This is a genomic window from Duganella caerulea (assembly GCF_040362985.1).
In the GTDB taxonomy this organism is placed as follows: Bacteria; Pseudomonadota; Gammaproteobacteria; order Burkholderiales; family Burkholderiaceae_D; genus Rugamonas; species Rugamonas vulcania.
Map to the genome: position 1 here is coordinate 202,946 of NZ_BPWJ01000001.1, position 19,338 is coordinate 222,283.

At 65.0% G+C, this 19,338-nt stretch carries 19 protein-coding genes and 1 pseudogene; 11 read left to right on the plus strand and 9 right to left on the minus strand.

Annotated features, from left to right (window positions below; all coding sequences use genetic code 11):
• Positions 1-8: 8 nt before the first annotated feature.
• Positions 9-1,310: an NCS2 family permease gene (locus tag ACUJB0_RS00875; RefSeq protein ID WP_444843538.1), complete on the plus strand. Its 1,302-nt coding sequence runs from the start codon at positions 9-11 to the stop codon at positions 1,308-1,310.
• Positions 1,311-1,398: 88 nt separating this feature from the next.
• Positions 1,399-2,259: an outer envelope protein gene (locus ACUJB0_RS00880; RefSeq protein WP_444843539.1), complete on the plus strand. Its 861-nt coding sequence runs from the start codon at positions 1,399-1,401 to the stop codon at positions 2,257-2,259.
• A gap of 107 nt (positions 2,260-2,366) precedes the next feature.
• Here the strand turns inward: ACUJB0_RS00880 and ACUJB0_RS00885 are convergent, their stop codons facing one another.
• From ACUJB0_RS00885 to ACUJB0_RS00895, 3 genes are all read right to left on the minus strand, one after another.
• Positions 2,367-3,422 carry a GGDEF domain-containing protein gene (locus tag ACUJB0_RS00885; protein ID WP_444843540.1) on the minus strand — a complete coding sequence of 352 codons (1,056 nt, stop codon included), beginning with the start codon at positions 3,420-3,422 and terminating at the stop codon, positions 2,367-2,369.
• A 98-nt stretch (positions 3,423-3,520) separates the two neighbouring features.
• Positions 3,521-4,333, minus strand: a complete 813-nt coding sequence (locus tag ACUJB0_RS00890; protein WP_444843541.1) for a beta/gamma crystallin-related protein — start codon at positions 4,331-4,333, stop codon at positions 3,521-3,523.
• Between the two features lie 84 nt (positions 4,334-4,417).
• Positions 4,418-4,876 (minus strand): Lrp/AsnC family transcriptional regulator, encoded by a 459-nt coding sequence (locus ACUJB0_RS00895; RefSeq protein ID WP_117015064.1) that lies wholly within the window; start codon positions 4,874-4,876, stop codon positions 4,418-4,420.
• A gap of 126 nt (positions 4,877-5,002) precedes the next feature.
• Here ACUJB0_RS00895 and ACUJB0_RS00900 point away from each other — a divergent pair, with 126 nt between their 5' ends.
• On the plus strand, positions 5,003-5,287 hold the full coding sequence (locus ACUJB0_RS00900; RefSeq protein ID WP_444843542.1) for a hypothetical protein: 285 nt from the start codon (positions 5,003-5,005) through the stop codon (positions 5,285-5,287).
• On the opposite strand, the gene ACUJB0_RS00905 is transcribed toward ACUJB0_RS00900, so the two are convergent.
• Entirely contained in the window at positions 5,277-6,575 is a 1,299-nt protein-coding gene (locus tag ACUJB0_RS00905; RefSeq protein ID WP_161088676.1) for an NCS2 family permease, read from the minus strand. The two genes, ACUJB0_RS00900 and ACUJB0_RS00905, sit on opposite strands and share 11 nt — an antisense overlap.
• A 109-nt stretch (positions 6,576-6,684) precedes the next feature.
• On the opposite strand from ACUJB0_RS00905, the gene ACUJB0_RS00910 reads away from it, so the two are divergent.
• From ACUJB0_RS00910 to ACUJB0_RS00920, 3 genes are read left to right on the plus strand one after another with little or no spacing between them, the layout of a single operon-like run.
• A complete protein-coding gene (locus ACUJB0_RS00910) occupies positions 6,685-7,071 on the plus strand; it encodes an STAS domain-containing protein (RefSeq protein WP_444843543.1) in 387 nt (128 codons plus the stop codon).
• Positions 7,068-8,036 (plus strand): MBL fold metallo-hydrolase, encoded by a 969-nt coding sequence (locus tag ACUJB0_RS00915; RefSeq protein WP_444843544.1) that lies wholly within the window; start codon positions 7,068-7,070, stop codon positions 8,034-8,036. Before ACUJB0_RS00910 ends, ACUJB0_RS00915 begins: the two co-directional genes overlap by 4 nt.
• A gap of 8 nt (positions 8,037-8,044) precedes the next feature.
• A complete protein-coding gene (locus tag ACUJB0_RS00920; RefSeq protein WP_444843545.1) occupies positions 8,045-10,147 on the plus strand; it encodes a CHASE2 domain-containing protein in 2,103 nt (700 codons plus the stop codon).
• Between the two features lie 11 nt (positions 10,148-10,158).
• Here the strand turns inward: ACUJB0_RS00920 and ACUJB0_RS00925 are convergent, their stop codons facing one another.
• Entirely contained in the window at positions 10,159-10,746 is a 588-nt protein-coding gene (locus ACUJB0_RS00925; protein ID WP_444843546.1) for an OmpA family protein, read from the minus strand.
• Between the two features lie 3 nt (positions 10,747-10,749).
• The gene (locus tag ACUJB0_RS00930) at positions 10,750-11,202 is read right to left on the minus strand and encodes a FecR family protein (protein WP_161088681.1); all 453 of its coding nucleotides are present in this window, start codon (positions 11,200-11,202) and stop codon (positions 10,750-10,752) included.
• A gap of 40 nt (positions 11,203-11,242) precedes the next feature.
• Here ACUJB0_RS00930 and ACUJB0_RS00935 point away from each other — a divergent pair, with 40 nt between their 5' ends.
• Complete coding sequence (locus ACUJB0_RS00935) at positions 11,243-11,662, plus strand: ATP-binding protein (protein ID WP_444843547.1); 420 nt, start codon at positions 11,243-11,245, stop codon at positions 11,660-11,662.
• A 28-nt stretch (positions 11,663-11,690) separates the two neighbouring features.
• Positions 11,691-12,332: an FABP family protein gene (locus tag ACUJB0_RS00940; RefSeq protein WP_161082661.1), complete on the plus strand. Its 642-nt coding sequence runs from the start codon at positions 11,691-11,693 to the stop codon at positions 12,330-12,332.
• Here the strand turns inward: ACUJB0_RS00940 and ACUJB0_RS00945 are convergent.
• Complete coding sequence (locus ACUJB0_RS00945) at positions 12,329-15,061, minus strand: sensor domain-containing diguanylate cyclase (RefSeq protein WP_444843548.1); 2,733 nt, start codon at positions 15,059-15,061, stop codon at positions 12,329-12,331. The genes ACUJB0_RS00940 and ACUJB0_RS00945 overlap by 4 nt on opposite strands.
• 124 nt (positions 15,062-15,185) lie before the next feature.
• Between ACUJB0_RS00945 and ACUJB0_RS00950 the strand changes: the two genes are divergently transcribed.
• Complete coding sequence (locus ACUJB0_RS00950; protein ID WP_444843549.1) at positions 15,186-15,836, plus strand: HAD family hydrolase; 651 nt, start codon at positions 15,186-15,188, stop codon at positions 15,834-15,836.
• Here ACUJB0_RS00950 and ACUJB0_RS00955 read toward each other — a convergent pair.
• A pseudogene (locus ACUJB0_RS00955) lies at positions 15,833-16,984 on the minus strand (methyl-accepting chemotaxis protein); the annotation flags it as partial. The gene ACUJB0_RS00950 and the pseudogene ACUJB0_RS00955 sit on opposite strands and share 4 nt — an antisense overlap.
• Positions 16,985-17,269: 285 nt before the next feature.
• Here ACUJB0_RS00955 and ACUJB0_RS00960 point away from each other — a divergent pair.
• The gene (locus ACUJB0_RS00960) at positions 17,270-17,503 is read left to right on the plus strand and encodes a hypothetical protein (RefSeq protein ID WP_444843550.1); all 234 of its coding nucleotides are present in this window, start codon (positions 17,270-17,272) and stop codon (positions 17,501-17,503) included.
• Positions 17,504-17,651: 148 nt separating this feature from the next.
• Here ACUJB0_RS00960 and ACUJB0_RS00965 read toward each other — a convergent pair whose 3' ends face one another.
• A complete protein-coding gene (locus ACUJB0_RS00965) occupies positions 17,652-18,287 on the minus strand; it encodes a LysE family translocator (RefSeq protein ID WP_444843551.1) in 636 nt (211 codons plus the stop codon).
• Between the two features lie 85 nt (positions 18,288-18,372).
• Between ACUJB0_RS00965 and ACUJB0_RS00970 the strand changes: the two genes are divergently transcribed.
• Positions 18,373-19,335, plus strand: coding sequence for a helix-turn-helix transcriptional regulator (locus ACUJB0_RS00970; RefSeq protein WP_444843552.1), 963 nt, complete (start codon positions 18,373-18,375; stop codon positions 19,333-19,335).
• Positions 19,336-19,338: the final 3 nt, after the last annotated feature.

Below are 19,338 nucleotides of genomic sequence, written 5' to 3' on the forward strand. Positions count from 1 at the left end.
GAGACGTTATGTTAATTCTAGAGAAGTACTTCAAGCTGAAAGAAAATGGGACCGATGTGCGCACCGAATTGGTCGCGGGTCTCACCACCTTCCTGACGATGGCTTACATCATCTTCGTCAATCCCTCCATCCTGGGCGACGCCGGCATGCCCAAGGGCGCGGTCTTCGTCGCCACCTGTATCGCGGCCGCATTGGGCTGTTTGATCATGGGCCTTTACGCGAACTATCCGATCGCCATGGCGCCGGGCATGGGGCTGAACGCGTACTTCGCGTACGTGGTGGTCAAGGGCATGGGCATGCCTTGGCAAATGGCGCTGGGCGCGGTGTTCATCTCCGGCTGCCTGTTCCTGTTCGTCAGTGTATTCAAGCTGCGGGAGATGATCGTCAACGGCATTCCGCACTCGATACGCACCGCGATCACCGTCGGCATCGGCCTGTTCCTCGGCTTGATCTCGCTGAAGAGCGCAGGCATCGTCGTCAGCAGCCCTGAGACGCTGGTGCGTGTAGGCGACCTGCATTCGGCGCCCACGCTGCTGGCCATCGTCGGCTTCTTCGTCATCGTCGCGCTGGACCGCCTGAAGGTAAAGGGCGCGATCCTGATCGGCATCCTGGCCGTGACGGTGATGAGCTTCTTCATCGCAGGGAACAAGTTCAATGGCGTGGTCGACATGCCGCCGTCGCTGGCGCCTACGCTGTTCAAGCTTGATCTGATGGGCGCGATCTCGGTCGGCCTGCTGAACGTGGTGCTGGTGTTCTTCCTGGTCGAACTGTTCGACGCCACCGGCACGCTGATGGGCGTGGCCAACCGCGCCGGCCTGCTCGTCAACGGCAAGATGGAGCGCTTGAACAAGGCGCTGATGGCCGACAGTACCGCCATCCTTACTGGCTCGCTGCTGGGTACTTCCAGCACCACGGCCTACATCGAGAGCGCGGCTGGCGTGCAAGCGGGCGGCCGCACCGGATTGACCGCCGTCGCGGTCGGCGTGCTGTTCCTGGCGTGCCTGTTCATCTCGCCGCTGGCCGGCGTGGTGCCAAGCTACGCCACGGCGCCTGCGCTGCTGTACGTCTCCTGCCTGATGCTGCGCGAACTGGTCGACATCGACTGGTCCGACACCACCGAAAGCGTGCCAGCCGCCATCGCGGCGCTGACCATGCCGTTCACGTACTCGATCGCGCTTGGCGTGGCGTTCGGCTTCATCTCCTACGCGGTGTTGAAGCTGTTGACCGGCCGTGTGCGCGAAGTGCGTCCAGTGATCTGGGCGATCGCTTGCGTGTTCACCTTCAAGTTCGTCTACCTCGGCGCAGGCTGAGGATCTAACCCACACGATTGCATCCTCACCGGCGCGCCATATGGCGCCGGCGGGGACGGTCGCGTCCAAAATAATACGGAAAACTAAAATGAAAACGAGACAAATCCCTCAGCTGTTGTGCATCGCCTTGATGGGCATGGGCGCGGCCCACGCCGCCGACTGGAGCGACACCTCCGTCAGCTGGCGTTACGGGAACGACTACCGCGAGCCGTTCAACCCGAACGACATCTCGAAGAATATTCTTGCGCTGACCCACGTCAGCGGCTACAAGTACGGCACCAACTTCTTCAACGCGGACTTCTTGATGTCGGACAAAAACGATCCGGCCTCGCTGACGCAAAAGTCGGGCGCCAACGAAGCGTACATTCTGTACCGCAATACGGTGGACCTGAGCAAGGTGACTGGTCGCGAATACAAGTTCGGTCCGGTGCGCGGGCTGGGCATCACCGGTGGGTTCGACGTCAACACCAAGAACGATGTGGGCTACAACTCGCGCAAGCGCATGTTCGTGCTGGGGCCGACTTTTATGTGGGACGTGCCGGCGGGGCACTTCAACACCAGCCTGTTCCTGCTCAACGAGAGCAACGCGCCGAGCGGCGCCTTCCCGCCGATCTCCACCGTGACTGGACGCTATACCTACAAGACGCATGCGATGTTGTCGTCGGAATGGGGGATCCCGGTGGGTTCGCTGTGGGCCTTCGAAGGCTTTGCCAACTTCATCGCGGCCAAGGGCAAGGACGAAGTGGGCAACGATACCGGCGCCGAGACCAATATCGACATGCAGCTGATGTTTGACGCCGGCGCCGCGATGGGGCATGCCAAGAACACCTTCCGCATCGGCGTCGAATACCAATACTGGCGCAACAAGTTCGGCAACACCTCGGCCACCACCGGCGGCCAGGGCAACATCGCCAAGACGCCGATGATACGCGCCGAATATCACTTCTAAGCAACTTGGGGTCAAGTCTGACATTCGGACACGACCCCAGCAGTAGAGGCTTCGGACACCGGCCCAACAGATGGGCTCGTGTCCGAATGTCAGACTTGACCCCAATTTTATGCGGCGGCTTTGGTGGCGTTCGATAGCACGTAGCGGTTCTTGCCGTGCCGCTTGGCGAGATAGAGCGCTTCGTCGGCGCGCTTGTAGCTCACTGACAGGTCGGCGTCCCTGTCGAATTCCGCGATGCCGATGCTTACCGTGCGTGGCGGGTGCGTCGCCCTGCGAACGCCATCCAGCAGTGCGACGGCAAAATCCAGCGCTTCCGCAGCTTCGCCGTGGAATAGGACGCCAAATTCTTCGCCTCCCAGCCGGCCGCACAGGTGGCCAGTTCCCAACCTGGCGATGACCTGCGCCGTGCGGATCAGTACCTCGTCGCCGGCGTCGTGGCCCAGCGTGTCGTTGATTTTCTTGAAGTCGTCGATGTCTATCATCAGGAAAAATAGCGGCGCGTCCGAGGCGTGCGATTGCGCGCGGCGCGCCTCGAGCGTGAATTTGCGCCGATTGTTCAGGCCGGTGAGCAGGTCCTTGTAGGCCATCTCCGCCAGCTCGCGCCGCGCGCGGTGGCTGCGTATCCGCAGCTTGAGGAAGTAGGCGTGCAGGTAGATCGCCATGGCGAAGCTGCTGCCCATGACCAGCAAGGATAGATTGAACGTCAGCTCTCCCGGATGCGCGGGAAAATTGCCGACCGTGAGTATCAGCCACACGGCAATGGCCGCGCCGATGTAGTTGAGCATGCCACCGAAGATGGGCGCCGCCGACAGCGTCAGCACCGTGCCGACCGGCAGCACCCAGAACGTCGGGTCGGGGCAGTACGCCACCAGCAGGCGAAAGGCGAACGCGGTGGCGGTGGTGCCGACGATGCCGGAGACGACCAGCGCCCGGACCGAGCGCGCGCACAGCGAGATGCCCAGGCTGAGCAGCATGCCGGGTACGCCGAACAGCAGGCTGGCCTGCAGCGTCTGCCCGCTGGAGGCCAGGATGACGGCGGCAGTGATCCAGCTCAGCAGCCCGACGCTTTGGGAGATGATGGCGACCGGACGCAACTCGGAATAGAACTGCTGCTGCTCGTCGGTATCGGCGCCGTAGTAGGAATAGGGAAGTAGTGTACGCATGCGGTCTCAAGGCCTGCCCATCGGGAGGGGCCTCAAGTATACGTGTTCGCTTGCCCACCTCCCAGTTAATTTCTGGGATGTGGGCAATTATTTGAGGCTTACATGCGTGGTTCGCCGGTCCTGGCGTTGACGGCGATGGTCGTGCCCGGAGGCGCGCTCAACTGCGCACGGTGCTCCAGCCCGCGATAGTTGTACGTCACATCCCAGTATTCCGGCTTCGGATTGCTGACGTTTTCGCAACGACGAACGTCGCGCGCGTAGGTCTGCTGGTTGCGGTTGTTGGCCATGTTGTTGCCGATGGCCGCGCCGGCTACCGCGCCGCCGGCCGTGGCCACGTCGCGCCCAGTGCCGCCGCCCACCTGGTGGCCCAGGATGCCGCCGATCAGCGCGCCGGCAATGACGCCGCCGACATTGTTGCCGTTGGAGGCCGGTTCGCTCACCTGTTGGCGTTCGACCCAGCAGCGCTGCTCCGGCGTGCCGACCACGGCGCGCACCGAGGTGATCGGCACGTCAACCACGCGCTCGCTGGGTCGGCGGCGGTATTCATAGGTCGGTTGCGGCAGCGGTGGCGGGGCTTCGTTGTCGTAGCGGGCGCGACGGCCCACCGGACGCACCGACGAGATGCGGTCGTTCATGCCCATGCCGCTCAGCGATTCATAACTGCCGCGGCGCAGCACCATGCAATGGCCGCTGAAGTTGGCGTCGTCGCAGACTTCCCACTGGCCGCGGTCGACCACCACCGACGAGGCGCGGTCGTTGAAGCCGGTGCGCGAGAAGTCGTTGACGGACCGGGTGGCGGTGAAGGCGCGCCCGCGCAGGCCGTCATGCTCGTAAAATGTGATTTGCGCCATGGCTTGCGATGCCAGCGCCAGGGTTGCGGCAGCCACGGCGATTTGTATAGGCTTGTTCATGGTCATCCTCTTGTCGTTGTTTTAGTCCCCGCACAATGCGCCGATTCGTGCGCTCTATCTGTGCGGTTGACAACACAAGGCGGTTCAGGGCTCGACCGAGTGCGCCCGTTTCAGGCAGCGCAGGACGAAGGTGGATCGGCTGTGGCGCAGGCCGGGGAGCTTGTATAGTTTGCGGCGCAGGAATTCCTCGTAGCCGGCCGTCCCCGCCACCGCCACCTTGATCAGGTAGTCGTACTCGCCGGTCAGCAGGTAGGCTTCCATCACTTCCGGCAGGTCCGCCAGCGCCTGGCCGAATTTTTCGAAGATGTCGTCGTCGTGCCGGTCCAGCGTGACTTCGATGATCACCGTGTCCGGGTAGCCCAGCGCCTTCTGGCTGAGCAGGGCGGTGTAGCCCTCGATCATGCCGCCTTCTTCCAGCGCCCGCACGCGGTTCCAGCACGGCGTGGTGGACAGGCCGACTTTTTCCGCCAGCTTGGTGTTGCTCAGGCGGCCGTCGCGGCGCAGCTCGCGCAAGATACTGCGGTCGAGTTCGTCGATTTCCATGTTGTTTTTCCGTGAAAGATGATTATTCCTCGGATTTTATATCAAGCGGGATAATCTTCTTCAATCTGCGCGGAACGGAGCAAAACAAGGAAGCCTATTTTGCGGCTTCCCGGATATTCTGGTTGCATGAATACCACACAAAAAAGCTACCGATTTTGCATCGAGCCGGACGACGCCATCGCCACGCTGGAGGCCGTGCTGGCGATTGTGCGCCGTCTGGGATTGGAGTTGCGCAGCCTGCGCACGACCACGCATCCGCAGGGCGTGGACGTGCAGATACGGCTGGCGGCGGAGGATGAGGATCCGCTGACGCTATGCCGCATGCGACTCAATAACGTCGTCGGCATCCTGGCGGTGCGGGAGATGCCGACGCTGGTGGCATCTCCGCAGCGGGCGGCGCTTAGCCGCTGACGTACGCGTACTTGAACAGGAACAGCGCGGCGATCACCCACACCACCGGCTTGACCTGGCGCGCCTGGCCGGTCAGCAGCTTCAAGCCGGCGTAGGTGATGAAACCGAAGGCGATGCCGTGGGCGATGGAGTAGGTGAACGGGATCACCAGCGCGGTGATCGCGGCCGGCACGCTTTCGGTGGTGTCGCTCCAGTCCACGTCAACCAGGTCGCGCAGCATCAGGCAGGCGACGAACAGCAGCGCCGGGGCGGTGGCGTAGGCCGGCACCACGCCGGCGATCGGCGCGAAGAACAGCGCCGCCAGGAACAGCGCCGCCACCACCAGCGCCGTCAGGCCGGTGCGTCCGCCCGCTTGCACGCCGGCCGCGCTTTCCAGGTAGGCCGTGGTGCTGGAGGTGCCCAGCATGGAACCGGCCACGATGGCGCAGCTGTCGGCCAGCAGCGCCTTGTTCAGGCGCTTCATTTTGCCGTCGACCAGCAGGCCGCCGCGGCTGGCCACGCCCATCAGCGTGCCGGTGGCGTCGAACAGTTCAACCAGGAAGAACACCAGCACCACATTGAACAATCCCAGCGAGGAGGCGCCTTTCAGGTCGAACTTGAACAACGTCGGCTCCAGCGATGGCGGCAGCGACATGAAGCCGTGGAAGGTGTTCCCGCCGAAGAAGAAGCTCATCACCGTCACCACCACGATGCCGATCAACAGCGCGCCGGGCACGCGCAGGCGGTCCAGCGTGACGATCAGCAGGAAGCCGAAAACGGCCATGATGGTTTGCGGCTTGTGCATGTCGCCCACGCGCACCAGCGTTTCGGGACTGGCGACCACCAGGCCGGCGCCCTTCATGGCGATCAGCGCCAGGAACAGGCCCAGGCCCACCGTGATGGCCACCCGCAGCGAATGTGGGATGCCGTTGACGATCAGCTCCCGCACCTTGAACACGCTCACCAGGATGAACAGGCAGCCGGAGATGAACACCGCGCCCAGCGCCGATTGCCACGGCACGCCCATGCCCAGCACCACGGCGTAGGCGAAGTAGGCGTTCAGGCCCATGCCCGGCGCCATGCCGATCGGGTAGTTGGCGTACAGGCCCATGATGATGGTGCCCAGCGCCGCCGCCAGGCAGGTGGCGACGAACACCGCGTCCTTGGGCACGCCGGCGTCGCCCAGGATGGCGGGGTTGACGAAGATGATATAGGCCATCGTCAGGAAGGTGGTGATGCCCGCGACCACTTCGGTCCTGACGTTGCTGCCATGCTCGGTGAGCTTGAAAAATTTGTCGACCGGCGACATGTGCGTTCTCCCTGATTGCTTCGAGGCCGAAGAATATCACGTACAGGCGATTCTCCCCGGAATTGCTTATTGCACTGAAAGATGTAAAAATGGAAAATCTCAAGACAAAATGCCATCTTCATCCGCACAGGGCGTCATCATTATGGAACTTCAGCCGCAGCAAGCCGGCAGCACGCTTGTGCTCAGCCCCGCCGGCCGCATCGATCATACCCATGCCGATGCCTTCAAACTCGCACTGGACCCGCACCTGAGCGACTGTACCAAGGATGGCGTCCCGCTGGTGCTTGATTTCAGCGGTGTCAGTTACATCAGCAGCATTGGCCTGCGCGCGTTGATGGTGGCGATCAAGCAGGTCAAGGCGCAGGGCGGGCGCATGGTGCTGGCGTCGCTGCAGCCGCTGGTGCTGGAGGTGTTCACCATCAGCCGCTTCGACATGTTGTTCGAGATCTTCCCCGACCGCGTCGCCGCGCTGGCGGTGGTCGGCGGCGGTTCATGAAGGCGCGCATCTGGGGCGCGCGCGGCTCGCTGCCGGTGGCGCTGAACCACAAGCAGATCCGCTCCAAGCTGGTGACGGCGCTGGAAGGCGCCATCGGCCGCAACCTCGACACGCCGGAGAAGGTGGCGTCGTATATCGACAACGACCTGGGTTTCGATGTGCGCGGCACTTATGGCGGCAATTCCAGTTGCGTCGAGGTGGAGGTGTGGGACCCGGACGCCGTGCATGAACATATCATTCTTGATCTGGGTTCGGGTGTGCGTGCGCTGGCCGGCGCCAAGCTGGCGCGCTACGGTCCGGGCAAGCCGCAGACCTACCATGTGTTCATGTCCCATCTCCATTGGGATCACATCATGGGCTTCCCGTTTTTCACGCCGGCTTATATACCGGGCAACCGCATCGTCATCTACGGCTGCCACGAGGAGCTGGAGACGGCGTTCCGCCGCCAGCAGGAGCCGATCAGCTTCCCGGTCGGCTTCCACCAGCTGGGCGCGACCATCGAGTTCGTGCGGATGGAGCCGGGTGTGCCACTGCGTCTGCATGACGTGACCGTGACCGCCAAGCTGCAGCTGCATGCGGGCGACTCCTACGGCTATCGGCTGGAGCAGGGCGGCAAGGCCATGGTCTACAGCACCGACTCCGAACACAAGCTGGATAACGCCGCCGAGCGATTAGCCTTCGTTGAGTTCTTCCGCGACGCCGACCTGGTGATCTTCGACGCCATGTATTCGCTGGCCGATTCCATTTCGGTGAAGGCCGACTGGGGCCACTCCAGCAATGTGGTCGGCGTCGAGTTGTGCCAGCTGGCCGGCGTCCACCAGCTTTGCCTGTTCCATCACGAGCCGATTTACGACGATGCGCAGATCGCCCGCGTGCTGGCCGAGACGCGGCGCTACGCCGAGATCACCGGCGAGGCGCCGCTGGACATCGTCTCCGCCTACGACGGCATGGAAATCGAACTGTAAGCGCGGCCATGCTGCTCCGCTTGAGAACCATGGCCCTGGGCGGCATCCGCGCCGGCCGGGGCAGGCCGCTGGCGCTGGTGTTGGCGTGCCTGCTGGCCGTGGCGCTGGCGTCGGGCGGCGACGGCGTGCTGCCGCAGCTGCGGCTTGCCTTGTTCAACGCCTATCAGGTCCACCTGCCGCGTCAGCGCGTATCCGGGCCGGTGCAAATCATCGCCATCGACGAAGCTTCGCTCAAGGAGTTCGGCCAGTGGCCATGGCCGCGCACGCGCTTGACCGAGCTGATAGAGCACATCAACGCGCAGCAGCCGCTGGCCATCGGGCTCGATATCCTGATGCCGGAGCCCGACACCACCTCGCCCGAGGCGCTTGCGGCGCGGCTGCCTCCCGGTCCATTGCGCGACAGTCTGGCGGTGCTTCCCCCGTATGACGACGTGCTGGCCGCCGCGATACGGCGCGCGCCCATCGTGCTGGGCGCGGCGGGATTTGCGCATCCCGAGGCCGGCACCAGTGATGCCTTGCGCGTATGGCCGGTGCATGTGAACCGGCCGGCGTCGTCGCTAAAGGTGATGCGCTTCCCGCAGGCGATGTCCAGTTTGCCCTTGCTGCAGGCGGCCTCCAAGGGGCAGGGGCTGTTGTCGGTGGATCTGGAGCGGGGCCTGGTGCGCCGCGCACCGCTCGTTGGCGCCATCGGCGACACGCTGGTGCCGGCGTTTTCGATGGAGTTGCTGCGCGTTGCGACGGGCAGCTCGGCGCTGGAGATCGAGGCCGGCGACGACGGCGTCCACAGCGTGTCGGTCGGCGACCTGCGCGTGCCGACCACGCCCGATGGCGCGGTGTGGGTTAACTTTTCGGCACCGGCGATGGACCGTTACGCATCGGCGCTGGACGTGATGCGCGGCCGGCTCGCTCCCGGCGCGCTGCAGAACAAGATCGTCATCGTCGCCATGACGGGGCTGGGCCTGACTGACTACAAGACGAACGCGCGCGGCGACTTCATGCCCGGTGTGGATACGCACGCGCAGATGATCGAGAGCTTCTTCGACGGCGCCTTCCTGCGCCGGCCAGCGTGGATGCGTTGGGCGGAAGTGGCGTTGTTCGGCGTTTGCAGCCTGCTGCTGGTCTGGTGGCTGCCCAGATTGCGCTTGCTGGTGTCGGCGCCCTTGTGCGGCGCGCTGGCAGTGGGCTTGTTCGGCGGCGGTGCGCTGTTGTTCGCGCGCGCGGGCTTGCTGTTCGACGCGGCGGGCGTGGTGTGCGCGATCGGCGTGGTGGGACTGAGCATGTTGGCCAGCATGCTGACGGCGGCGGTGCGCGATCGCAAGCACAGCGAGCGCGCCTTGCAGATGGCCCGGGTGTCCGCCGCCAAGGTGGCCGGTGAGCTGGGTGCCGCGCGCCGCATCCAGATGGCGACGCTGCCGCAAGCCGCGCTGGCCTTCCCCGGCGAGCGGCGCTTCTCGCTGGATGCTTTGCTTGAGCCGGCGCGCGAGGTGGGCGGCGATCTGTACGACTTCTTCATGCTGGATCAGGACCGCGTGTTCTTCATGGTCGGCGACGTGTCGGGCAAGGGTTTGCCGGCGAGTCTGTTCATGGTGGTGGCGAAGGCGCTGTCCAAGAGTGTCGCGTTGCGCGGCCCATCGGAAATGGCGGCCATCATGAACGGCGCCAACCGCGAGCTGACCCGCGAGAATCCGGAGATGCTGTTCGTGACCAGCGTGGCCGGCATACTGGATGCCTCCAACGGCCAGGTCTTCCTGTGCAACGCCGGCCATGACGCGCCGCGGCGCCTGACCGTGGATGGCCGCGTCGAACACCTGCATGCGGCGGACGGCCCGCCGTTGTGCGTGTTGGAGGACTTCGAATATCCGGTGCGGCACTACCAGCTGCAAGCCGGCGAGTGCCTGTGCCTGACCACCGACGGCATCAACGAGGCGATGAACGAAGCAGGGAACCTGTACGGCAATGCACGGCTGGACCGCTTGCTGGCCGCACTGCCCGCGACAACGCCGGCGGCGGTGGTGCAGGCCGTGCGCGACGACGTGCGGCTGCATGTGGGCCAGGCCGAACCCTCGGACGACCTGACCTTGCTGGTGCTGCGGTGGGACGGCGTGGCCTGATCAGCGCGTGATCAGCGCACGCGGATTTCGACGCGGCGGTTGCGCGGCTCGTCGACGCCATCGGCGGTGGGCACCAGCAGTTCGCGCTCGCCGCGTCCCTGCACGGCGATGCGGTCCGCGTCAATTCCCACTTCCACCAGCATTTGCTTGACGGTGGCGGCGCGTCGCAGCGACAGCTCGTCGTTGTACGCCTGCTTGGCGACGGTGTCGGTGTGGCCGATGACGATGATCTCGGGAGCGGGCCGCGACGCCAATTGCGCCTTGATGTCCGCCAGCCGCGCCGCCGATTCCGGCACCAGCGCATCGGTATCGGTGATGAAGTACAGCGTGAACACGGCGGCCCGCTGCGGCATGGCGGTCAGCGTGGAGGCATAGCGGCTGCCGATATCGGCGCCGTTGCCGGCGCTGACGGTGGCGCCCTTGCTATCGATGGCGGCGGTCTGGTATGGCTGGTCGAGCACCGTGTCGACACCGGCGGTGGTGATGATGACCGCGCTGGCCTTGCCGTCCTGGCTGGGCAGCAGGGTGATTTGCTCGGTCGGTGTGCGTTGCTGCGAGACGGCGGCCAACAGGCAGGCGATCCAGATCAGCATGGCCATGCTTTACTCTCCGTCCTTGACGTCGATGACGAATTCGGTGCCGCGCACGCCCAGGATGGAGGTGGGCGTCCGGAACTGCACCGCGCCCGGCGATTGCTTGGACAGCTTGCCGGAGATGACGCCCAGCGTGCCGCGCTTGACGGTGGCATTGAGCACGCCGTCGTGCGAGGTTGGATCGAAAGCGTATTTTTCAAGCCACACATTGCTGTTCGGGCCCACCGCCAGCAGGGTCTCGTCGCGCAGCGTGATACCCACGCTGCCATCGGCGCCGGTGACCACGCGGTCGCTGGCCATCAGTGCGGCGCCAGGGGCGGCCGGGGTCTGTTTGCCGGCGCGCTCGATGGCCGCGATGCCCTTGGCGGTCTTGATCATGCCGGCCGGCTGCTCGGCGGCGCAAGAGCCGCCAACGGCGAGGACGGCGGCCGCCGTGACAATGGCGGCTTTTAAGTTACGCATGTTTCTTCTCCTGGGATAAGCATTCCGATAATATGCTCGAATGGACAGAAAAGAAACCGGTATTGCGCAGCTGTTGCGGTTTCCGGCGCGGCTGGATGCGGTCTCCGGCGCGATGTCGTTTGCCGCGTTGGCGCTCAAGCAGGCTGGCCTCGGGCCGGGCGTGGTCGCGCGCGCGGAGCTGATACTCGAGGAGCTGCTGCGCAACAGCATCCTGCACGGCCACGGTGGCGACAGCGCGCATTCGGTGTGGGTGGGCGTCGACGGCGCGCGGCTGGTGTACGAGGACGAGGCGCCGGCCTTCAATCCGGTCACCCAGGGCCCGCCGCCGCCCGATCCCGCGCTGCCCATCGAGGCGCAGGCCGTGGGCGGTGTCGGCCTGCTGCTGATACGCCAGTTGGGCAGCGCGGTGGCGTATCGGTATTCCGGGGGACGCAATCGTATCGAGATCGCCTTACAATAGAGGCTATCTTCAACCAACAGGATCATGCATGAGCGAGTTTTCCAGCGATATCTACACCGAGCCGTCCACCATCGACGTCAACACCCTGAACAACCTCGGCCCGCTGGCGCCGATGGCGGGCATCTGGAAGGGCGAGCGTGGCCTCGATATCAAGCCGAAGGCGGACGGTCCGCGCAAGCAGGCATACGTGGAGCGCATCGAGCTGTATCCGATCGATCCCGTCACCAATGGCCCGCAGCTTTTCTACGGCCTGCGCTACCTCATCATCATCAACAAGCCTGGCCAGGCCAAGACCTACCACGAGCAGGTCGGCTACTGGCTGTGGGAGCCGGCCACCAGCACCGTGATCCAGACGCTGGGCATCCCGCGCGGGCAGATCGCCATGGCGTCCGCCGTGGTGGCGCCGGACGCGAAGGAGTTCGAACTGGTGGCGCGGCTGGAATCCGATACCTACGGCATCCGTTCCAATCCCTTCCTGGAATACGGCTTCAAGACCGTCGAGTACCGCATCAAGGTCACCATCAACGACGATGGCAGCTGGGGTTATGAAGAGGACACGGTGATGATGATACGCGGCCAGGACGAGCCGTTCCACCATGTCGACCGCAACCTGCTGTTCAAGGTCGCCGAGCCGGTGGCCAATCCAATGGCGAGCGGCGTTCCGGCCTAATCGGCCAGCGCGTATCCGTCGCGGCCATTGCGTTTGGCCGCGTACAGCGCGCTGTCGGCGCGGGCCACCAGTTCGGCCGGCGTCTCGGCGTCGTGCTCCTGCAGCGCGATGCCGATGCTGGTGGTGATGCGCATCGTCTTGCCGGCGATGTGGAACGGCCGGCGCATCGCATCGATGATCTTTGCCGCCAAGCGCTCGGCCTCGCCGTGGCCGTTCACCTGTTCCAGCACGATCACGAACTCGTCTCCCGCCAGCCGCGCCACAGTGTCCGAGGCGCGCACATTGCCCACCAGCCGCGAGGCGAATTCCTTCAGCACGACGTCACCGGCGCCGTGGCCCATGGTGTCGTTGATGATCTTGAAGTTGTCGACGTCCAGGTAGGCCAGCGCCAGCGAGCGGCGATTGCGCTTGGCCCGAACCAGCGCCAGTTGCAGTATCTCTTCGAACATCAGGCGGTTGGCGATGCCGGTCAGTGTGTCGATGCGGGCCAGCTGCGTCAGGCGCTCCTCGATTTCCTTCATGCGCGTGGTGTCGTGGGTGAGCGTGTAGATGCCCACCACGGTGCCGTCGGCGCCGATCTCCGGCACCAGCGTGGTTTCCAGCGCATGCAGGCTGCCGTCGATTTGCGCCTTCAGTTCGTAGGTGGCGTTCTCGCCGCTGTAGGCCTTTTCCAGGTGGGCCTCGGCCTGCTCGTAGTGGTCGCGGCCTATGCCCTCGACCAGATGGCGGCCTATCAGCTTGTCCGGCGCCACGCCGAACCACTGGAAGAAAGTGGCGTTGACGAACTGGAAGCGGCGCTTGTCGTCCAGGTAGGTGATCAGCACCGGCAGGTTGTCGGTCAATAGCTTCAGGCGTTTCTCGCTGGCGGCCTGGCGCAGCTCCGCGCTTTTGCGCTCGGTGATGTCGACCACCATCAGGTAGACGCCGGCGACGCTGCCGTCGGCGGCGATGTCCGGTATCAGGTCGCCCATCACTTGCTGTGGCTGGCCGTCCTTGCGGCGTTCGCGCTCGTAGTGTACGCGCTCGCCGCGCAGCGCCGCCTCGTGATATGGCGCCAGCGAGTCGGCGAATTCCTTGCCCAGCACTTCCTCCATGGTCCGGCCTATCATCGCCTGCGGATCGAGGCCCAGCATGGTGCGGAAGTATTCGTTGGTGAAGTGGTAGCGGTTGTCCTGGTCGATATACGCGACCAGCGCGGGGATGCTGTCGGCGATCATGCGCAGGCGCTTTTCGCTGTCGGCGATCTTTTGTTCGTACAGCACGCGTTCGGTGATGTCGTGCAGGAAGGCGGTCGCGTAGTATGCGCCGCCGTGCCGCAAAGCGTTGATCGACAGTTCAACCGGGACTTCGTGGCCGTCGCGGTGCAGCGCCGTGATGCGCACGCGCGTGTTGGCCATTGGTCCGATGCGGCCGTTGGCGACATGCGCCATGCCGGCGATGTGCGCCGCGCGCTGGTCCGGCGGGATAATCAGGTCGGCGATGTCGCGGCCGATGGCTTCCTCGCGGCTCCAGCCGAAGGTGCGCTCGGCGGCGGCGTTCCATTTGGTGATGGTGCCGTTGTTCTGGCAGCTGACGAAGGCGTCCGGCGCCTGTTCGAGGATATTGCTGATCAGGGATTCGCTTTCGCGAATGGCTTCCTGCGTCTGTTCGCGTTCCGCCATTAGTTCGTGGAAGGCGCCGCTCAATTCGCCGATTTCGTCGGCGCGCCGGCGCTGCAGCACGCCGATGCTGGCCTCACCGTTGCGGATGTCGTTGATGTTGTGGCGCAGCTGTCCCAGGGGCTTGAGCAGGGTCTGGATCGCCAGCCACGCCATCAGGCCGGCCAGCGCGGCGAAGGCGCCCGCCGCCAGCATGGCGTGGCGGCGCATTTCGATCATCGGCGCGAACGCTTCGTCGACCGGGAAGCGGGCCCCGATGATCCAGTTGGTCGTCGACAGGTGCTTGTACGAGTAGATGCCTTCGCTGCCGTCCTTGTTGGCCGCTTCGGTCCAGCCCTCGAATCCTTGCAGCGCCATTTCGGTGGCGCGGTTGTAGCCGGGGCGCGCGTTGATGTGCTCCAGCAGCCGCTTGGGATTTGGATGGTGCAGCAGGATGCCCTGCGTGGTCATGATGAACATGTAGCCGGTCTGGCCCGGCTTCTGGGCCGCGATCTGCGCCAGGAAGTCGGAGTCGATCAGGTCGATGGTACCGCCCAGCAGCATCACCGCCTTGCCTTGTGCGTCCAGCACCGGCTGGATGATCATGATGGCGGGGCGGCCGGACAGGATGCTCTTGAACGGCGGCGATACCACGGCGCGGCCCTCGGCCAGAACCTTGCGCAGGAAGGCGCGCGGACGCTCGTCCAGCGCCAGCACGGCCGCGCCTTCGCCTTCGGTGTGTATCAGCACGCCGTTCTGGTTGAAGATGTGCAGGTTGAGGAATTGCTTGCGCACCGCCGGATGCCGGGCCACGAAGGCGCTCATGCCTTGCGGATCCTGGCCGGCGTCGGGTGGCACGGCGTCGGCGAGGCTGGCCAGCAGGGCTTTTTTCGCGGTGATCTGAGCGTCCACCTGGGCGGCGGCCGAGGAGAGCAGGGCGTACTGCTGGTTGCCGATCACGCCCTTCATGTTGCGCTCCGCCAGCACCAGCGCGACCCAGGTGACGATCACAGTCGCGACCAGCACCAGCATCACCACGACGGCGGTCATGCGGAACTTGAGGCTGCGCGGCATCAGTGCTAAAACGGCCATGTTGCTCTGTTTTAAGTATATTGAACGGAGTATTACATACCCAGCCCTGCAAGGCCAGCGGGTACAATGCCCGCTGCAACGAAGCCACACCGCGCCGGCCGGCGCTTTACACGGAACAGGGACTATGCTGCGGGCGATTTTGTGGGATAACGATGGCGTACTGGTGGACACAGAGCGCCTGTTTTACGAGGCGAACCGGGACCTGTTCCGGCCACTGGGGCTGGAGTTGAGCGAACAGCACTTCTTCGACTGGTACCTGGCCGATAATTGCGGCGCGTGGCATCTGCTCGAACCCCAGCTCAGCATCGCCGAGATCGACGCCTGGCGCGACGAGCGCAATCGCCAGTATGCGGCCACGCTGGCCACCGAGACCATCCCCGCCATCGACGGTGTCGGCGAGGTGCTGGCCAGCCTGTCGCCGCGCCTGCGCATGGGCGTGGTGACCAGCTCCAATCGCGACCACTTCGAGATCATCCACGACCGCCTGGATTTGCTGCCGCATTTCGAGTTCGTGCTGACCTTCGAAACCTACGCGCGCAGCAAGCCGGCGCCCGATCCCTACCTGCTGGGCCTTGAGCGGCTGGGTGTGCGCGCCGACGAGTGCCTGGTGGTGGAGGACTCGCCGCGCGGCCTGCAAGCCGCGACGGCGGCCGGCATCCGCTGCATCGTGTTGCGCAATGAGCTCACGCGCGGCCATGACTTCCCCGGCGCCTGGCGCGTGGTCGACACCATGCCGCAGCTGCTGGCCGAGATCGAGCAGCTGATCGCGGCTTAACGGCCCGACGACGCGCGCCGCGCCGGCGGTGCTTCCAGCGCGGCGTAGTGTTCGCGCTGACCCGGCGCGCCGTGACGCGCGGACTTGATCGGCTTGACGCTGGCGCTGCGTCGCGTGCCCGCATCGCCCACCAGCTTGAACACGCCGACCGCGCCTTGCAGATGCGTGGCCTGGTCGCGCAGCGTGGCGGCGGCCGCCGAGGCCTGTTCCACCAATGCCGCGTTCTGCTGCGTGGTCTGGTCCATTTCGGCGATGGCGCCGTTGATGTGCTCAATGCCGGACAGCTGCTCCTGGCTGGCGGCGGCGATGTCGCTCATGATGTCGGTGACGCGGCGCACGCTGGCGACGATCTCCGTCATCGTCACGCCGGCCTGGTCGACCAGTTTGGCGCCGGCGTCGACCTGGCCGACCGAGTCGCCGATCAAGCCCTTGATTTCGCGGGCCGCCGCGGCCGAGCGTTGCGCCAGGTTGCGCACCTCGTTGGCCACCACGGCGAAGCCGCGTCCCTGTTCGCCGGCGCGGGCCGCTTCCACCGCGGCGTTCAACGCCAGGATGTTGGTCTGGAAGGCGATGCCGTCGATGACGGCGATGATGTCGACGATCTTGCGCGCCGACGCGTTGATCGAGGCCATCGTGTCCACCACTTGCGCCACCACCGCGCCGCCCTGGCCGGCGACGTCGGAGGCCGATACCGCCAGCTGGTTGGCCTGCAGCGCGTTGGCGGCGTTCTGCTTGACGGTGGAGGTGAGTTCCTCCATCGACGAGGCGGTCTCCTCCAGCGAACCGGCCTGGCGTTCGGTGCGCTCGGACAGGTCCATATTGCCGGCGGCGATTTCCGACGATGCCGTGCCGATGGCCTCGGTGCCACCGCGCACTTCGGAGACGATGCTGATCAGGCTGGCGTTCATCTCCTTCAGCGCGGCCGACAGCTGGCCGATCTCGTCGCGGGAGCGGATCTCGATGTGGGAGCTGAGGTCGCCGCCGGCCACGGTGCGCGCCACCCGCACCGCGTGGCGGATCGGGCCGACGATGCCGCGCGTGATGTACCACGCGGTGAACAGGCTGAGCGCGCCGCCGGCCACGCCCAGCGCGATCATCAGCGTGCTGTAGAAGGAGGCGATCTGCTGCGCGTTGCCGGAGGCGTGCTCGACGCTGGTCGCGCGCAGGCCGGCCGAGCCCACCGCGACCACCACCGCGAGCATCATTGTTGTTAGTGAGAAGGCAATGGTCAGGCGCTGACCTATCTTGATGTCGGCTATTTTCATGTCTCGTTTTATTGTGATTTTGAGTACCGGTATTTGCTCCGGGGAACAGAAAGTGTATCAGCGAACGGTCGTGCGAATCTATAACTTTTAGCAATATTTCGCTGGCGTGCGACGACAGTGTTGCGCTTTGGGTAGCATGGTCCCAGCAAACAGAGTAAGGAGATGATCATGCCTAAAGGAGCGAGTCCCAAGCGCGAGCGCGAATACAAGGAGCTGGAGCACAAATTCGAGAAGGAAGGCCGCTATCCGGGCCGGGAGGAAGAAGTGGCTGCACGCATCGTCAACAAGCAGCGGTCCGAGGCCGGGGAGACCAAGGAAGCCAAGACCCACGCGCCACGTGGGGGCACCGGGCACCGGCGCGCCAACACCACGCGCAGCGCCCGCCGCAGCAAGCCGTCGTGACGCTGGCCCTTATCATATTTTTCACCTGTTGGTCACAAAACGATGTAAAATAGTAAGCAGTGTTGTCGCAATTGAAATGAAACTCAGCCTCTGGTAGGGCGGACGTTTAGAAGGGCTGGAACCGTCGCGGTTCCGGCCCTTTTTGTTTTTACGGCTGGATCCAGGCCTGGCTGGCGCTCAGCACGGCTGTCAGGATCAGCAGCGCGCCCATGACGCGGGCGGCGACCGTGGCGGCGGCCGGGTGCGCGGCAAACCATCCGCTGGCGCCGCTGGCGGCATAGGCCAGCGCGCCGTAGACGCCCAGCTGGGTCAGCGCGGTGATGCCGCCCAGCACGCCGGACTGCACCCACAGCGGCCCCTGACCCGGCTTGAGGAACTGCGGGAAGATCGCCAGCATGAAGATGTAGGCCTTGGGGTTGAGCAGGCTGGTGGTCAGCGCGCGGCGGAAGATGACGGCGTCGGCCATCGCCTCGGCGCCCGGCGTCGGGTGGAAGATGCTGTCGCTGCGCAGCAGGCTGTAGCCCATCCAGGCGATGTACACCGCGCCCGCCAGCAGCATGATCCTGAACAGCGGCGGCCAGCATTGCAGCACCACCGCCACGCCCAGCGCGCCCATGCACAGGTGGCAGAAGCCGCCAGTGATGATGCCGCCGACCGCCGCCATCCCCGAGCGGCGCCCGCCCAGCATGGAACTGCCCATGACGAAGGCCATGTCCAGGCCGGGCAGGGCGATCACTCCAAATACGACGACAAAATATAGCCACAGATTGGCGGTTTGGCTCATGTGTTGCTCCCTGGTTGGTGTGTTTTGCCTAGCTTAGCGATTAATCAGGACGGATTTGGCCCTATAAATCTGCTATCTTTGCGGCATGTATCATCCAACCACCCGCGTGCTGGCAGTCCTGGAGCTGCTGCAAACCCATGGCCGCATGAGCGGCGCCGAGATGGCGCGCCGCCTCGACGTCGACGCCCGCACCTTGCGCCGCTACATCGTCATGCTGGAACAGATCGGCATCCCGATCATGGCCGAACGTGGCCGCTACGGCGGCTACGCGTTGATGCCTGGCTTTAAATTACCGCCGATGATGTTCACCGACGACGAGGCGCTGGCGTTGTCGCTGGGTCTGCTGGCGGCGCGCGGACTGGGGCTGGCGGAGGCGGCGCCGGCGGTGGCCAGCGCGCAGGCCAAGCTGGGGCGCATCATGCCGGACGGCTTGCGCCAGCGCGTGGACGCCATCGATGGGACGGTACGGCTGGATTTGCGGTCCATCGCCCAGCCTGCCGCCGGGCCGCAGGACAACGCGGCGCTGACGGCGCTCAGCCTGGCCGCCAAGTCGCGCCGGCGCGTGCACCTGCGCTACCGCTCCGGCGGCGTCGACACCGAGCGCGACGTCGATACCTACGGGCTGGCGTACTACGGCGGGTACTGGTATGCGGTCGGCTATTGCTATCTGCGCGCCGACATCCGCACTTTCCGCCTCGACCGCGTGCTGCAGGTGACGCCGGCGCGGGGCGGTTTCCAGTTGCCTCCCGGATTCGATGCGCTGGAGCATTTGCGCCTGTCGGTGGCCGCGTTGCCGCGCAAGTTTTCCGCCACGATCCTGCTGGAGACCGACCTGGCCACCGCGCGGCGCGCCTTCGTCGACACCATCGGCCTGTTCGAGCAGACCGCCGACGGTGTGCTGCTGCGCAACCAGTCCGACGACCTGGGCTGGTTGGCGCGCCAACTGGCCGCCGCGCCGTTCGCCTTCACGGTGGTCGAGCCCGACGCACTGCGCGAGGAGTTGCGCACAGTTGCCGGGCGCTTGTTGCGGGCGGGCGAGCTCCGCTAGAAT

Bases quoted from the DNA above. Each gene is read 5' to 3' on its own strand.
- ACUJB0_RS00875 (WP_444843538.1), top strand. From the start codon at position 9: ATGTTAATTCTAGAGAAGTACTTCAAGCTGAAAGAAAATGGGACCGAT.
- ACUJB0_RS00925 (WP_444843546.1), bottom strand. From the start codon at position 10,746: ATGGCCATGCTGATCTGGATCGCCTGCCTGTTGGCCGCCGTCTCGCAG.
- ACUJB0_RS00935 (WP_444843547.1), top strand. From the start codon at position 11,243: ATGGACAGAAAAGAAACCGGTATTGCGCAGCTGTTGCGGTTTCCGGCG.
- ACUJB0_RS00930 (WP_161088681.1), bottom strand. From the start codon at position 11,202: ATGCGTAACTTAAAAGCCGCCATTGTCACGGCGGCCGCCGTCCTCGCC.
- ACUJB0_RS00920 (WP_444843545.1), top strand. From the start codon at position 8,045: ATGCTGCTCCGCTTGAGAACCATGGCCCTGGGCGGCATCCGCGCCGGC.
- ACUJB0_RS00960 (WP_444843550.1), top strand. From the start codon at position 17,270: ATGCCTAAAGGAGCGAGTCCCAAGCGCGAGCGCGAATACAAGGAGCTG.
- ACUJB0_RS00905 (WP_161088676.1), bottom strand. From the start codon at position 6,575: ATGTCGCCGGTCGACAAATTTTTCAAGCTCACCGAGCATGGCAGCAAC.
- ACUJB0_RS00885 (WP_444843540.1), bottom strand. From the start codon at position 3,422: ATGCGTACACTACTTCCCTATTCCTACTACGGCGCCGATACCGACGAG.
- ACUJB0_RS00945 (WP_444843548.1), bottom strand. From the start codon at position 15,061: ATGGCCGTTTTAGCACTGATGCCGCGCAGCCTCAAGTTCCGCATGACC.
- ACUJB0_RS00895 (WP_117015064.1), bottom strand. From the start codon at position 4,876: ATGGAAATCGACGAACTCGACCGCAGTATCTTGCGCGAGCTGCGCCGC.
- ACUJB0_RS00880 (WP_444843539.1), top strand. From the start codon at position 1,399: ATGAAAACGAGACAAATCCCTCAGCTGTTGTGCATCGCCTTGATGGGC.
- ACUJB0_RS00950 (WP_444843549.1), top strand. From the start codon at position 15,186: ATGCTGCGGGCGATTTTGTGGGATAACGATGGCGTACTGGTGGACACA.
- ACUJB0_RS00890 (WP_444843541.1), bottom strand. From the start codon at position 4,333: ATGAACAAGCCTATACAAATCGCCGTGGCTGCCGCAACCCTGGCGCTG.
- ACUJB0_RS00940 (WP_161082661.1), top strand. From the start codon at position 11,691: ATGAGCGAGTTTTCCAGCGATATCTACACCGAGCCGTCCACCATCGAC.
- ACUJB0_RS00915 (WP_444843544.1), top strand. From the start codon at position 7,068: ATGAAGGCGCGCATCTGGGGCGCGCGCGGCTCGCTGCCGGTGGCGCTG.
- ACUJB0_RS00900 (WP_444843542.1), top strand. From the start codon at position 5,003: ATGAATACCACACAAAAAAGCTACCGATTTTGCATCGAGCCGGACGAC.
- ACUJB0_RS00965 (WP_444843551.1), bottom strand. From the start codon at position 18,287: ATGAGCCAAACCGCCAATCTGTGGCTATATTTTGTCGTCGTATTTGGA.
- ACUJB0_RS00970 (WP_444843552.1), top strand. From the start codon at position 18,373: ATGTATCATCCAACCACCCGCGTGCTGGCAGTCCTGGAGCTGCTGCAA.
- ACUJB0_RS00910 (WP_444843543.1), top strand. From the start codon at position 6,685: ATGCCATCTTCATCCGCACAGGGCGTCATCATTATGGAACTTCAGCCG.